We start from the raw sequence: 14175 nt of genomic DNA, 5'->3' as shown, positions 1-14175 counted from the left end.
GCGCAGGGAGATGAGCAAGTGGAAAGAAAGCTGACGGAGAATCGATCCAGCAGGACGCTGACCCCGACGGAGTTCGCCGACGTCCGGCGCAAGCTCACGGTGCGGTCGCGGACCAAGAGGGGGGTCGGGGCCGATCCCGGCTACGCGACCGGCCTGCCCAGCGAGCTCAGCCTGCAACTCACCTACTCCTGCAACCTGCGCTGCGATCACTGTTTCCAGTGGAACGACCAGGGCTTCCTGCGCGACTACAGCAGGGAACGGGTCACCGCCGAGCTGGACATCGAGGTGCTCGAGCGGCTGCTGCGCGAGACGGACGCGACCAAGCCCAAGACCTGGCTGTGGGGCGGCGAGCCGCTGATGTACCGCCGCCTGCCCGAACTGGTCGAGCTCCTTCTCCGCTACCCCCGCAAGGTCAACATCTGCACGAACGGTCTCCTCGTCGAGCGCAACCTGGAGCACCTGCTCAAGCTCGGCAGCAACCTCAACCTGACGGTCAGCCTCGACGGGCTCGAAGCCGACCACGAGGCGCTGCGCGGGCCGAGGTCGTTCTCCAGGACGGAGCGCAACCTCAAGACCCTGCTCGACCTGCGCAGGAGCGGGGAGTATCAGGGCGAGGTCACCGTGAACTCCATGGTCAGCAACGCGACGGCGGGCCGCCTCTACGAGTTCATGGAGTGGGCCGAGGAGCTCGAGCTCCACTCGGTCTTCTTCCAGTTGCCCTGGTGGATCACCCCCGAGGCCGCCGCGCGGATGGACGAGGTGTACGCGCGCGACTTCGCCTGGCTCAACCCGCCGCCCCCGCCCGGGCAGGCCACCTGGCACTCCTACACCTACCACCTCGAACCGGAGAACATCGCCGTCCTGCGGGAGTCGATGGAAAAGCTCGCCGGACGCGTGTGGCGGCCCTGGATCCGCTACACGCCCGAGGTGACGCTCGACGACGTCACCGACTTCGCCCTCGGCCGCAGTCGGCTGGTCGCGGGCAAGTCCACCTGCCTGGCGGTCTCCAGCCGGCTGGAGGTGCACGCCGACGGCAAGGTCAGCTCGTGCAAGTTCTTCCCCGAGTTCATCGTCGGGGACATCAGGGACGGGACACTGGCGGAGGTCTGGCACAGCCCCGCCTTCCGCCGGGTGCGCACCACGCTGCGCGCGACGGGCCTGATGCCGGTCTGCTCGAAGTGCTCATCGCTCTACGAGAACGGAGTGTGAACCAGATGGACGACCTCCTGCCGCAGATCAAGTCGATGCTGGCCGAGGCCCTGGGCGACGACTGGGCCGCGGAGGAGCTCGGCGACGACGCGGACATCATCCGCGAGCTGGGCATGGACTCCATCCAGTTGATCAACTTCCTGTTCATGGTCGAGGAGAGGTTCGACGTGGAGCTCGACTTCGACCGGCTGGACATCGAGGGGCTGTACTCCATCCGCGCCTTCTGCGGTTTCGTCCTGTCGCATGTCAACGCCCTGGCATGATCGCGATCCTGACGGGCGGCCCGGGGCTCGGCGCTCACGTCACCGGCCTGCTGCTCAGGCGACGGCTCCAGGAGCTCGGGACCCCCAGCGAGGTCTTCCTGGCCGAGGCGTTCTGGCAGCCGGAACGGCGTGACAAGATCTCCGCGAGCAAGGAGGCGTACCAGCGGGACTTCCGTCTCGCCCGGGTCGGCCAGCGCCTGTTCCGGAACCTGTCGGACGCCTTCGACCCGCAGCTGATCGAATCGGTGCGCAAGCGCTGGCGTGACGACGCGGTCCACCGGTTCGTCGTCTTCAGCGGTCTCTGGCTGCCCGTCGTGGAGCGTTACGCGGAGGAGTTCGGGGCGGTGCCCGTCGACGTGTGCCATGCCGATTCGGCCAACTCGCCGTCCTTCGCCCGCCGGACCGGGTCACTGAACAGGCACCGGGAGGTGTGGCTGTTCGACTCCGCCGGCAACGACATCCCCTGGACGATCAGGGCCACCACCGAGCCGCCGCTGCGCTGGGAGGATCGGGACAGGCGCGTCCTGGCGCACGGCGGCGGCTGGTCGATGGGCACGTACCTGGAGCGGGCCGCGGAGCTGAGCGCCGAAGGACTGCCGCTCGACCTCGTGGTACGCGACGTCGGCGAGGCCCCCGGCCTCGCTCCCGGCTCGCGCCGCTTCATGATGGACCCCTCCTGGAGCCCGTGGCACGACGACGGCTTCCCGCCCTTCGGGGAGATCGTCGCCGATGCGCCCCCGGTGTACGAGCAGGCCGAGGACCATCACCAGGCACTCGACCTGGCCAGGCACGCAGTGGCGATCATGGCCAAGCTGGGCGGGGGCACGATCCTCGACGCGTTCACGGCGGCGACGCCGATCATCTGCCTGGAGGGGTACGGCGAGCACGAGGACCGAAACGTGCAGTTCTGCGTCGACCTGGGCATCGGCATCACGTTCGAGGCGTGGCGGGACACCGGCTTCGCTCTGGAACCGCTCGCGCCGATGCACCGCCGCCTGCTCGACCTGCGGGATCGGCCCCGCGATTACGCGCGGGAGCTGGCTGCGCTCCGTTGACGCGATGCACTCCGCATTTTACTTTGAGGCCACGTTCCAAGGCCCTGGTGAGGTGACCTTCCATGTCCCTTGACGACGCGACGGTCCAGTTCCTCAAGCAGATGAGCGAAGCGGGCGGCAAGCCGCTGCACGAGATGACACCCGAGGAGGCGCGCGCCATGGGCGGCGCGCTGGGCGAGCTGTACGGCAAGGGCCCGGAGATGGCCCGCGTGGAGGAAGCCGTGATCCGGGCGGCGGACGGCGGATCGTTCGGCGCGCGCGTGCTGGTCCCGGCCGAGGACCCGAGAGCGGTGATCGTGTACTACCACGGCGGCGGCTGGGTCATCGGCGGCCTCGACGAGTTCGACACCCTGGGCAGGACGCTGGCGCACCGGACGGGCTGCGCCGTCGTCCTGGTCGACTACCGGCTCGCCCCCGAGCACCGCTACCCCGTCGCCGCCCGCGACGCCTACGACGCTCTGTGCTGGGCCGCCGCGAAGGAGCCGGACCTGCCGCTCATCGTGGCCGGGGACAGCGCGGGCGGCAACCTGGCGGCCGTCGTGGCCCAGCGCAGCCGCGACGAGGGCGGCCCCGCCATCGCGCTGCAGGTCCTCGTCTACCCGGTGACCGACTGCGACCTGGACAACGCCTCCTACACCGACCCGGCCAACCAGCTCATGCTGGACCGCGACAGCATGGTCTGGTTCTGGGACCACTACGCGCCCGACCCGGCCACGCGGGCGAACGCGGACGCCTCCCCGCTGCGGGCCGGGGACCTGTCGGGCCTGCCGCCGGCCGTCGTGCTGACCGCCGAGCACGACGTGCTGCGGGACGAGGGCGAGGCGTACGCGGAGCGGCTGCGCGAGGCCGGCGTCCCGGTGCTGTCCAGGCGGTTCGAGGGCCAGATGCATGTCTTCTTCACGATGGTGAACGTGCTCCCGGGTAGCGCGGAGGCGATCACCATGGTCGCCGAGGCGATCGACGGGAGCCTGCGATGAGGTACGACGCCGTCGTCGTCGGCGCGGGCTTCGCGGGCATGTACATGCTGCACAGGCTGCGCGGCCTGGGCCTGAGCGTCCGCGTCTTCGAGACCGGCGACGGCGTCGGCGGCACCTGGTACTGGAACCGCTACCCGGGCGCCCGCTGCGACGTCGAGAGCATGCAGTACTCCTACTCCTTCGACGAGGAGCTCCAGCAGGAGTGGGAATGGAGCGAGCGCTACCCGTCCCAGCCGGAGATCCTGCTCTACGCCAACCATGTCGCCGACCGCTTCGACCTGCGCGCGGACATCCGGTTCGGGACCAGGGTGACCCGCGCCGGCTACGACGAGACCGCGAACCTGTGGCGCGTGGAGACCGACCGCGGCGACCACGTGTCGGCGACGTACCTCATCACGGCGGTGGGCTGCCTGTCGGCGGCCCGGATCCCCGGCTTCCCCGGTGCCGGCTCCTTCGAGGGGCCCAGCCACCACACCGGGCGGTGGCCGCACGAGGGCGTGGACTTCACCGGGCAGCGGGTCGCCGTCATCGGCACCGGCTCCTCCGGCATCCAGGTCATCCCGGTGATCGCCGAGCAGGCGGAGCACGTGACGGTGTTCCAGCGCACCGCCAACTACAGCCTGCCGGCCTGGAACCGGCCCATGGATCCGGAGTACGCGCGGTGGGTCAAGGCCAACTACGCCGAGCTCCGCGCCGGCATGCGCACCTCCGCCGCCGGCGTCATGGGCACCTCCAACACCGCATCGGCGCTGGAGGCGACGGCGGAGGATCGGCTGCGGGAGTTCGAGACCCGCTGGGCCAGGGGCGGCGTGGCCTTCCTCGGCGCCTACGGCGACACCGCGATCGACCCGGCGGCCAACGAGATCAGCGCCGAGTTCGTCCGGCGGAAGATCCGCGAGATCGTCACGGATCCACGCGTGGCCGAGCTGCTGTCGCCCAGGGACCATCCCATCGGCACCAAGCGGATCTGCATCGACACCGGCTACTACGCCACCTACAACCGTCCCAACGTGACCCTGGTCGACGTGCGTGCCGCGCCGATCGAGGAGATCACCCCGACCGGCGTGCGCACCGCCGGCGCCGAGTACGCCGCCGACCTGATCGTGTACGCCACCGGCTACGACGCCATGACCGGTCCGCTGCTCGGCATCGACATCACCGGCAAGGGCGGCCTGTCGCTGCGGCGCAAGTGGCAGGCGGGGCCGCGTACGTATCTGGGGCTGATGACGGCGGGCTTCCCCAACATGTTCACCATCACGGGCCCCGGCAGCCCGTCCGTGCTCAGCAACATGATGGTCTCCATCGAGCAGCACGTCGACTGGATCGCCGACTGCCTGCGACGGCTGCGGGCCGGCGGCATCGCCACCATCGACGCCGACCCACTGGCCGAGGACGCCTGGGTGGAGCACGTCAACCAGGTCGCCGGCCACACGCTCTACCCGCGGGCCGACTCCTGGTACCTGGGCGCCAACATCCCCGGCAAGCCCCGGGTGTTCATGCCGTACGTCGGCGGCGTCGGCGCCTACCGGCAGAAATGCGATCAGGTCGCGGCGGACGGCTACGCGGGGTTCGTGCTCTCCGCCTCGGTGTTGTAGTAATGCACCCAGGCCCGCACCACCGACGGCAGGCCCCGATCGGTCATGTCCAGGAGCGTGACGGAGCATGTGAGACGCGGACGTTGATCGATCGGCCGGCCAGTCGTTTCCTGATCTGCTCAGCGGGTTCGCCGTCGAGGGTGAAGGTGACGATGCCGCACCGTTCGGCCCCTTGGTCGTGCACCCGGCAGCCGGGCGGCCACGCCGTACTCCCCGTTCTCGAAGCGGCGTGCGCCCGGCTGCACCTCGTAGCGCGCGGGCTCGACCCAGCGGGCGCGGTGCAGGTCGAGGAAGGGCGGGTCGAGCCGGTCGAGCGCGGTACGCCGCACGTGGAGCAGGCCCGTGCCGCGCGGGTCGCGCTGTCGACGAGCGCGATCTCGTCCGGCGCGCAGTTCAGCAGGCGGGCCGCGGAGGTGTGGACGGCGGCGAGCCGCTCGGCGGCCTTCTCCGCCGCCTCATATCCGCCTGATCCGCTTCCAGCCGCAGGTGGCGCTATTACCCCGGTCGCGACGCCGACGCCATGAAGACGGGCAGCGCCAGGAACATGCGTCCTTCCTGGGCGCGCGCCCGCTGATCGCTCACCCACGCCCTTTCCTGCTCGTGGGTGATGGCTCCGGCCGCGCGGGCGCCCTCCGCGACGCCGGTGAGCATGGGCAGCATGGCCGTGTCGGTGAAGACGCCCACGTGCGCCTCCACCTCGACGTCCTCGAAGCCCGCGTCGAGAAGCAGGTTGCGGTAGCGGCGGGCCGCACGGGGATTCGGGATCAGGTCGGCACGGGCGTGCACGATGGCCCGGGTGAGCGCCGGGTCGTCGGAGTCGATGATGAACGCGTCCCAGTCCTGCCCGACGAGCACGATACGCCCGCCCGGGGCGAGCACCCGCTTGGCCTCCTCCAGCGCCTTGGCCGCGTCGGCGAGCTCGTGATAGACCTTGTCGGCCCGGTATCCGGCGACCTGTCCATCGTCGAGCGGCAGGTCGAAAGCGTCGCCGATCCGGAAGTCCGCATGCGGCCGGCGGTGGCGGGCCACCGCGATCATCTCCTCGCTGACGTCCACGCCGATCGATCTCATCCCGCGCTCCGCCAGCTCGTCGACCGCGCGCCCTCCACCGCAGCCGACGTCCACCACTGCCGCGCCGTCGGGGAGGGTGAGCAGATCGTACGAGCGCGCACGCAAGGCGATGGCCCCGGGCAACGCGTCGGCGACGTCGAGCAGCTTGATGAGTGATGGCATCGAATCGTTGTTGTCTTTGGACATGGGGGCAAGCATGCGACTTAATGTCGACATGAAGTCAAGTGCGACCATGAGCATCGGTGAAATCGCGGAGCGGTTCGGCCTGGCGACGCATGTCCTGCGGCATTGGGAGGCGATGGGCCTGATCACGCCGGCCCGCATCGAAGGAGCGCGCCGCCGCTACGGGCCCGACGACCTCTACCGGGTGGCCGTGATCCTGCGGGGCAAGGAAGCCGGCTTCAGCCTGGAAGAGATCCACGAGATGATGGCCACCTCGGACGCGGCGAAACGGCGGGCCGTCCTGCTGCGCCGCCGGGAGGAGCTGGCCCGGCGCATCGCCGGGGCACAGGCGTCGCTTGAGCTCATCGACGGCGCGCTGGACTGCGATCACGAGGACTTGGCCGGTTGCCCCCATTTCCAGTCCGCGGTCGCAGAGCGGGTCCCCGAAGCCATCAGGAGTGCTTGAGGTCGGCACATGGCGCCCGGGAGACGACGTCTACTATGGCTGATAATAGATCGCGCGTTACCGGGCGGGTGGAGGCGAACCATGACGACCGGGGACACCAAGGATCGCAGCACGGCGGTTCTCGACGTGAGCGGGCTGCAGTGCGCCTCGGAGCAGAACGTGGTGCGTGCCGTTCTGAGCCGCCGCCCTGGAGTGATCGAGGTCGAGGTGAACCCGGTCGGGCAGAGCGCCGTCGTGGTGTTCGATCCGAGGGCCACGTCCTTGGCCGAGCTCCGCCGCTGGGTGCAGGAATGCGGCTACCACTGCGCAGGGCAGTCCGTACCGTCGCACGTCTGCGATCCCCTGGCAGAGCCCGACCCGCCAGGCGTCGTTTCGGCCGCCCAAGAGGCCCCTGCCGAGCATGGAGAGCAGGCGGGTCCGTCGCCGCACGAGATGATGGGGCACGGGGGCCATGGCGCCATGTCGATGGACGCCATGGTGGCCGACATGCGCAACCGGTTCCTCGTGGCCGCGGTGCTGTCCGTCCCGATCCTGATCTGGTCGCCGATCGGGCGCGAAGTGCTGGGGCTGGACGTGCCGGTGCCGTTCGGGCTGCGCGAGGACGTGTGGGCGCTGCTGCTCAGCCTGCCGGTGATCTTCTACTCCTCGTGGATCTTCTTCGACGGCGCCGTACGGGCGCTGCGGGCCCGCACGCTGGACATGATGGTGCTGGTCGCCGTGGCGATCGGAGCGGGCTGGCTGTACTCGGTGTACATCACGCTGACCGGCGGCGGCGAGGTGTTCTACGAGGCCGCGACCGTGCTGGCGGCGTTCGTCCTGCTGGGGCACTGGTTCGAGATGCGGGCCAGAGGCGGCGCCAACGACGCGATCCGCGCGCTGCTCGACCTCGCCCCGCCCAGGGCCGTGGTGATCCGCGACGGCGAGCAGGTGGAGATCCCCACCGCCGAGGTCGTGGCCGGGGACGTCCTGCTCGTCCGTCCCGGCGCGAAGATCGCCGTCGACGGCGAGGTCATGGAGGGCGAGAGCGAGGTCGACGAGTCGATGGTCACCGGCGAGAGCCTGCCGGTGCATAAAGCCCCCGGTTCCGCCGTGGTCGGCGCGACCATCAACAAGAACGGCACCCTGCGCGTACGGGCCACCAAGGTCGGCGCCGACACCGCCCTCGCCCAGATTGTCAAGCTCGTCCAGCAGGCCCAGAACTCCAAGGCTCCAGGGCAGCGTCTGGCCGACCGGGCGGCGTTCTGGCTCGTCTTCGTGGCGCTCGTCGCCGGCGGGCTGACCCTGGTGGCGTGGCTGCTGGCGGGCGCGGCGGCCGGCACGGCGATGCTGTTCGCCATCACCGTCGTCGTGATCACCTGTCCCGACGCGCTGGGCCTGGCCACCCCTACCGCGATCATGGTGGGCACCGGCCTGGGCGCCAAGCGCGGCGTGCTGTTCAAGAACGCCATGGCACTGGAGACCGCGGCCCGCGTCCAGACTGTGGTCATGGACAAGACCGGCACGCTGACCAGGGGCGAGCCGGAGGTCACCGAGGTGATCGCCGACGGGATGGAGGCGGCGCAACTGCTGCCGCTGGTGGCCGCCGTCGAGCGGGAGTCCGAGCACCCGCTGGCCGAGGCCGTGGTCCGCTACGCCGACGCGCACGCTCCGGGCGTGCTGCAGGCCGCCGGGTTCGAGAACGTCCCGGGCCACGGTGCGACGGCTCAGGTGGACGGACGCCGGGTCGTGGTGGGCAACACGAAGCTGATGCGGATCGAAGGCGTGGATCTGGGCCCGCTGGCCTCCCGGCGCGAGGAACTGACCGCGGGCGGGCGTACCGCGGTCATCGCCGCCGTGGACGGGCGCGCCGTCGGAGTGATCGGCATCGCCGACGCTCCCCGCGACAGCTCCGCCCCTGCGGTCGCCGCGCTGCACGAAGCCGGTGTCGAGGTCGTCATGCTGACCGGCGACAACGAGGCCACCGCCCGGCGGATCGCCGACCGGCTCGGCATCGACACCGTGATCGCCGAGGTGTTGCCGGGCGACAAAGCCGCCAAGATCGCCGAACTGCAGCGCGGCGGGCGCAAGGTCGCGATGGTCGGCGACGGCGTCAACGACGCCCCCGCGCTCGCCCAGGCCGATCTCGGCATCGCGATCGGCGCCGGGACCGACGTCGCCATCGAGACCGCCGACGTGGTGCTCATGCGCTCCGACCCGCTCGACGTCCCGACGGCGCTGGCCATCGGCCGCGGCACGCTGCGCAAGATGCGCCAGAACCTGGGCTGGGCGATCGGCTACAACACGATCGCGCTGCCGATCGCGGCCGGCGTCTTCGAACCCGCCTTCGGCCTGGTGCTGCGGCCGGAGATCGCCGCCCTGTCGATGTCCGGATCGAGCTTCATCGTCGCGGTCAACGCACTCGCCCTCAAGGGGCTCCGCCTGCCGCGCCATGCCGCCGCCGGGGACTGAGCGCCGGCCGTACCAGGCCTCGTTCCTCGCAGTACGGCAGAGCCGAGGTGTTGAGGCGGAGATGGCGGGCAGCCTACCCGCGGAATATGGGTCCCGACTTGAACCGCGAGGCTGAGGGCATGGCCACCAACGAGATCCAGTCATGGGCGTACGACGAGCCGATCCGCTCTCCGTTCGCCCTTCCGCAGGGAATCCTCGGGCGTTTGGCAGGGCGACTCATGCTGTGGCTCAACGACCCGGGCGAACTCGTGACGCTCATCGGGAAACAGGACAGCGTGCTGGAGGTCGGATGCGGGCCGGGCGGCCTGCTGCGTCACATCGAGGCCGAGCGGGTCTGCGGCATCGACCCGTCGCCCGGGATGCTGCGTCAGGCGACCCGGCACAACCGCGGGCGCGACATCGAACTGCGCCTCGGCACCGCGGCGGACACGGGCTTTCCCGACGACAGCTTCGACGTCGTGGTCTCGGTGAACAACGTGGCGATGTGGCCGGACCTGGAGGCGGGTATCCGCGAGTTGCGTCGGGTGGCCCGGCCACGTGGCAGGCTGCTCATCGCCTGGCACAGCGCCGCCGGCCGCTCCCCGATCGCCAGGAAGAACGCTCTGCCTGAGGAGAAGCTGGCCCGTATCGCTCACGCCCTGGGCGAGCCGACGCGGCGCCACGAGCTCAAGAATCTGACCGTTCTCGAAAAGGCCGGGTGAACCCCTGTAGCCCGAAGGCGATGATCGCCTTCGGGCCACAGAAGCCGGTTCCCTACTTGAAGCGGCGCAGCCGCAGGCTGTTGCTCACCACGAACACGCTTGAGAACGCCATCGCCGCACCCGCGATCATCGGGTTGAGCAACCCCAGCGCGGCCAGCGGCAACGCGGCCACGTTGTAGGCGAACGCCCAGAACAGATTCCCCTTGATGGTGGCCAGCGTGCGGCGCGACAGCCGCAGCGCGTCAGCGGCCACCCGCAGATCACCCCGCACCAACGTCAGATCCGAAGCCTCGATCGCCGCGTCCGTACCGGTACCCATCGCCAACCCCAGATCAGCCTGCGCCAGCGCGGCGGCGTCGTTGACCCCGTCACCCACCATGGCCACCACCCGACCCCCGGCCTGCAGCCTCTTGACCACCTCGACCTTGTCGGCGGGCAACACCTCGGCGATCACCTCATCGATGCCCACCTCGGCCGCCACCGTCCGGGCCACCGCCTCGTTGTCCCCGGTCAACAGCACCGGCCGCAGACCGAGCGCCCGCAGCTGCTCGATCGCCTCCTTGCTGGTGGCCTTGATGACATCGGCCACCACCAGGACGGCCCGCGCCTTGCCGTCCCAGCCGACCGCCACCGCCGTCCGGCCCTTGGCCTGCTCGGTTTCCAGCGCATCTTGAAGGCTGTCCGGCAGGTGCTGGGACCATTCCGCCAGCAGCTGAGGGCGGCCGACCAGCACCGCGTGACCGTCCACGATCCCCTGCACGCCCAGCCCCTCGACGTTGGCGAAATCCTCCACGCTCGCCTCCGACCGGGCCGCGCGGGCGACGGCCTGGGCGATCGGGTGCTCCGAGGCATGCTCCAGCGCACCCGCCAGCGCGAGGACCTCCTCACGGGTCTCCCCCTCGGCCAGATGCACCGCCACCAGCGTCATCTTGCCCTCGGTGACCGTGCCGGTCTTGTCCAGCACCACGGTGTCGACCTTACGCGTGGACTCCAGCACCTCCGGACCCTTGATCAAAATGCCCAGCTGGGCGCCCCGCCCGGTACCCACCAGCAACGCGGTCGGCGTGGCCAGCCCCAACGCGCACGGGCACGCGATGATCAACACCGCCACCCCCGCCGTGAACGCCGCCGCCACCCCGTCCCCACTGCCCAGCCAGAACCCCAGCGTCCCGACCGCGAGCGCGATCACGATCGGCACGAAGATCCCCGAAATCCGGTCGGCCAGCCGCTGCACCGCCGCCTTGCCGGTCTGCGCCTCCTCCACCAGCCTGGCCATCTGCGCCAGCTGCGTGTCCGCGCCCACCCGGATGGCCCGGACGACCAACCGGCCACCCGCGTTCACCGTCGCCCCGGTCACCGCGTCCCCCGGCCGCACCTCCACCGGCACCGACTCCCCGGTCAGCATCGAGGCGTCCACCGCCGAGCTACCTTCGACGATCACGCCGTCGGTGGCGATCTTCTCACCAGGCCGCACCACGAACGTGTCACCCACCTCGAGCTGCCCGGTGGGGACACGCCGGCCATCGGCCAGCTCCACCTCCTTGGCACCCAGCTCCAGCAACGCCCGCAACGCCGCCCCCGCCCGCCGCTTGGAACGGGACTCGAAATACCGGCCGGCCAGAATGAACGCCGTCACCGCCGCCGCGGTCTCCAGATAGATGTTGCCCGACCCGTCACTGCGCTCGATCGTGAAGACGAACGGATGCGTCATCCCCGGCGTGCCCGCGCTGCCGAAGAACAACGCCCACACCGACCAGCCGAAAGCGGCCAGCGTACCGACCGAGATCAGCGTGTCCATCGTCGCCGCGCCGTGCCGCAGGTTGGTCCAGGCCGCCTTGTGGAACGGCCAGCCCGCGTACACCACCACCGGCGCCGCCAGCACCAGCGACAACCACTGCCAGTTCGTGAACTGCAACACCGGCACCATCGCCATCGCCACCACCGGCACACTCAGCACCACCGCGGTGATCAGGCGCTGGCGCAGCGGCCGCAGTTCGTCATCCGGCTCCGGCTCGGCCCCGGTCCCGGATTCGGCGGGCGGGGCGGGCAGCGCGGCCGTGTAACCGGCCTTCTCCACCTCGGCGACCAGCTGCTGCGGGTCCACGCCTTCGGAGAAGGTGACCTTCGCCTTCTCCGTCGCGTAGTTCACCGTCGCGCTCACGCCCTCGAGCTTGTTGAGCTTGCGCTCGATCCGGTTGGCGCAGGACGCGCAGGTCATGCCACCGATCGACAGCTCGACAGCCCTGCCTTCAGTCAGGGAAGACATCACGTCTCCTTTCTTCGTGTCCTGCGATCAATGCGGGTGGTTGTCGTGAGAAGGGCTCGCGCTCGGCTCCGCCGCGGGTTTGGGCTGCCCGGCACCGGCCTGAGCGGTGAAGTCCGCGGTACGGACCTTGCCGTCATGCTGGAAGTCCAGGAACAACCGGTAATCACCGCCGCTGGGCACTTCGGCGTAGAAGGTGATCTCCGGCCCCGCCTTTACGCTCTCCTCCGGGTGCACGTGCAGGTAGGCCAGGTCACCGGCCCGCAACGCCACCAGATGCCCGTACGCCCCCAGATACCGCTGCAGGTCCGTCACCGGCCTGCCGTCCTTGCTCACGCTCAGCGTCAGCTTGCTCGCCTGCCCCGGCACGAGATCACCCGCCAAGGAGACCGTGTACCCGTCCACCTCAGCCGTACGGGCCACCTGGGCAAGGGGCTGCGGCTTGTAGTCGCCCGCGACCAGCAGATCCGCGCCAAGAGTCAGGCCGCTGCCGCCGGTAGGGGTGAAGTCGGCGAAGGCCCGGTAGGCACCCGGGTCGTCCAGCGTCAGCTTCACCGACCACACGCCGTCGGCGGACATGTCCGGGTGCACGTGCTGGAAGCTCGCCAGATCCCGCGACACCACGATGAAATGCAGCTTCTTGTCATGCTCGACCTGATAGCCGGTCACCGGCTTACCGTCGGGGCCCGTCACCGTGAAGCGGAAGTCCGTGGGCTCGCCGGCTTTGACGGTGGTCAAGGGGTTGAGGGTGTAACCGCTCTGGGACACCTGGAGCCCCCCAGGGGTATTGTCCTGCGCTGCCGCGGTGGCCTCCGCGTGACCGCCATGACTGTCAGCGGCGGGAGTCGAATGGGTCGTCCCGTGTTCCGGCTTCGCCGGAGTCGGGGCAACCTCCCCCACCGCGTTCCCGACGCCCAGGGCGCCGCCGAAGACGACGGCCAGCCCCACGATGTAAGCACCCAACCTCGTTGCCGCGTTCATGCCGGAATCGCCACCTCGTAGCCCGCTTCCTCCACGGCCGCGACGATCTGCGCCGCGTCCACGGGGCTCTCGCTCTCCACGGTCAGCAGGCCGCTGGCCAGGTCAACCTCCACCGAGGTCACCCCGGACACCTCACCGACCTCCTCCTTCACCGAGCTCACGCAGTGGCCGCAGGTCATGCCCTTGACGGTGTAGGTAGCGGTAGCCATGTCGATCAACCCTCTCCGGTGATGTCTGTCAGGAACGAACGAGCCGCGCGATGGCGTCGGAAGCCTCTTTGACCTTCTCCTGAGCCTCCGGCCCGCCCTTGGCGGCGGCCTCGGCGACGCAGTGGGCCAGATGATCCTCCAGCAGGGAGATCGCGACCGACTGCAGGGCACTGGTCGCCGCCGACACCTGCGTGAGGATGTCGATGCAGTACTTGTCGTCCTCGACCATCCGCTGCAGCCCCCGCACCTGACCCTCGATCCGGCGCAGTCGGCGCAGCTGGTCCTGCTTGCTGCCGCTGTATCCGACCATGTCTCCCCCTTCCGACTCCTTGAACGTACCATACCCCCCTACCGTATTCCAAACGGAGAAATCCCCCGATCTCACGCTGCGAAGCACAGGCGACCGGCGACACGAGACCCCAGCCCCGGCCGGACACGTCGTCGCAGCTCAATGCGTTTCGTGCTGTCTGCACAACGGACTCTTGCATCTACGCAGCCGAGCTATGGAGTCACGCGCAACGCTCACCCTCCCCGATGGGGCCATCTGCACCTCGTATACCCCCCGGAGGTTCTCTGACGGCTGCGCTGCCGGCGCAATCGCTCCACCCGTGAGGCGAACCCTTCCGGACTGTCGAGGTCATCGTCAGCGACCAATCGCAAGCCCGCCCCGTCCTGGTGAGCACCAGGCTGCCACTCCTCACGCGCCGTGAGCCACGAGGAATGCAGCCGTGCCGTGGGAGCGATCAGTTCAATCATGCGACGGACGATAACATCC

14 protein-coding genes are annotated in these 14175 nt (G+C 69.7%); 9 read left to right on the top strand and 5 right to left on the bottom strand.

The genetic code is table 11. From position 1 onward, the window contains the following. Window positions 1-18: 18 nt before the first annotated feature. From ACFKCF_RS07710 to ACFKCF_RS07685, 6 genes are all read left to right on the top strand, one after another. Window positions 19-1209 carry a radical SAM protein gene (locus ACFKCF_RS07710; protein ID WP_394492100.1) on the top strand — a complete coding sequence of 397 codons (1191 nt, stop codon included), beginning with the start codon at window positions 19-21 and terminating at the stop codon, window positions 1207-1209. Window positions 1210-1214: 5 nt separating this feature from the next. After that, a complete protein-coding gene (locus ACFKCF_RS07705) occupies window positions 1215-1472 on the top strand; it encodes an acyl carrier protein (protein WP_350740127.1) in 258 nt (85 codons plus the stop codon). Then, complete coding sequence (locus ACFKCF_RS07700; RefSeq protein WP_394492098.1) at window positions 1469-2527, top strand: hypothetical protein; 1059 nt, start codon at window positions 1469-1471, stop codon at window positions 2525-2527. Before ACFKCF_RS07705 ends, ACFKCF_RS07700 begins: the two co-directional genes overlap by 4 nt. A gap of 62 nt (window positions 2528-2589) precedes the next feature. Beyond that, window positions 2590-3504 (top strand): alpha/beta hydrolase, encoded by a 915-nt coding sequence (locus ACFKCF_RS07695; protein ID WP_394492096.1) that lies wholly within the window; start codon window positions 2590-2592, stop codon window positions 3502-3504. Then, window positions 3501-5099: a flavin-containing monooxygenase gene (locus tag ACFKCF_RS07690; RefSeq protein ID WP_394492094.1), complete on the top strand. Its 1599-nt coding sequence runs from the start codon at window positions 3501-3503 to the stop codon at window positions 5097-5099. The genes ACFKCF_RS07695 and ACFKCF_RS07690 overlap by 4 nt, the downstream gene beginning before the upstream one ends. A 152-nt stretch (window positions 5100-5251) precedes the next feature. Then, window positions 5252-5623: a hypothetical protein gene (locus ACFKCF_RS07685; protein ID WP_394492092.1), complete on the top strand. Its 372-nt coding sequence runs from the start codon at window positions 5252-5254 to the stop codon at window positions 5621-5623. On the opposite strand, the gene ACFKCF_RS07680 is transcribed toward ACFKCF_RS07685, so the two are convergent. Continuing rightward, complete coding sequence (locus ACFKCF_RS07680; RefSeq protein WP_394492089.1) at window positions 5595-6332, bottom strand: methyltransferase domain-containing protein; 738 nt, start codon at window positions 6330-6332, stop codon at window positions 5595-5597. The genes ACFKCF_RS07685 and ACFKCF_RS07680 overlap by 29 nt on opposite strands. On the opposite strand from ACFKCF_RS07680, the gene ACFKCF_RS07675 reads away from it, so the two are divergent. From ACFKCF_RS07675 to ACFKCF_RS07665, 3 genes are all read left to right on the top strand, one after another. Next, window positions 6319-6798: a MerR family transcriptional regulator gene (locus tag ACFKCF_RS07675; protein ID WP_394492087.1), complete on the top strand. Its 480-nt coding sequence runs from the start codon at window positions 6319-6321 to the stop codon at window positions 6796-6798. The two genes, ACFKCF_RS07680 and ACFKCF_RS07675, sit on opposite strands and share 14 nt — an antisense overlap. Before the next feature lie 81 nt (window positions 6799-6879). Then, complete coding sequence (locus ACFKCF_RS07670; protein WP_394492085.1) at window positions 6880-9246, top strand: heavy metal translocating P-type ATPase; 2367 nt, start codon at window positions 6880-6882, stop codon at window positions 9244-9246. A 119-nt stretch (window positions 9247-9365) separates the two neighbouring features. Next, entirely contained in the window at window positions 9366-9947 is a 582-nt protein-coding gene (locus tag ACFKCF_RS07665) for a class I SAM-dependent methyltransferase (RefSeq protein ID WP_394492082.1), read from the top strand. A 52-nt stretch (window positions 9948-9999) separates the two neighbouring features. Here the strand turns inward: ACFKCF_RS07665 and ACFKCF_RS07660 are convergent, their stop codons facing one another. The 4 genes from ACFKCF_RS07660 to ACFKCF_RS07645 all read right to left on the bottom strand — a co-directional run bounded on the left by ACFKCF_RS07660 (window position 10000) and on the right by ACFKCF_RS07645 (window position 13710). Continuing rightward, window positions 10000-12213: a heavy metal translocating P-type ATPase gene (locus ACFKCF_RS07660; protein ID WP_394492080.1), complete on the bottom strand. Its 2214-nt coding sequence runs from the start codon at window positions 12211-12213 to the stop codon at window positions 10000-10002. Window positions 12214-12240: 27 nt separating this feature from the next. Then, on the bottom strand, window positions 12241-12948 hold the full coding sequence (locus tag ACFKCF_RS07655) for a hypothetical protein (protein ID WP_394492078.1): 708 nt from the start codon (window positions 12946-12948) through the stop codon (window positions 12241-12243). Between the two features lie 239 nt (window positions 12949-13187). Beyond that, window positions 13188-13400 (bottom strand): heavy-metal-associated domain-containing protein, encoded by a 213-nt coding sequence (locus ACFKCF_RS07650; protein ID WP_394492076.1) that lies wholly within the window; start codon window positions 13398-13400, stop codon window positions 13188-13190. A 28-nt stretch (window positions 13401-13428) separates the two neighbouring features. Continuing rightward, the gene (locus ACFKCF_RS07645; RefSeq protein WP_394492074.1) at window positions 13429-13710 is read right to left on the bottom strand and encodes a metal-sensitive transcriptional regulator; all 282 of its coding nucleotides are present in this window, start codon (window positions 13708-13710) and stop codon (window positions 13429-13431) included. Window positions 13711-14175: the final 465 nt, after the last annotated feature.

The organism is Nonomuraea sp. JJY05 (assembly GCF_043496855.1).
GTDB lineage: Bacteria > Actinomycetota > Actinomycetes > Streptosporangiales > Streptosporangiaceae > Nonomuraea.
This window is presented reverse-complemented; position numbering and strand designations above follow the sequence as displayed.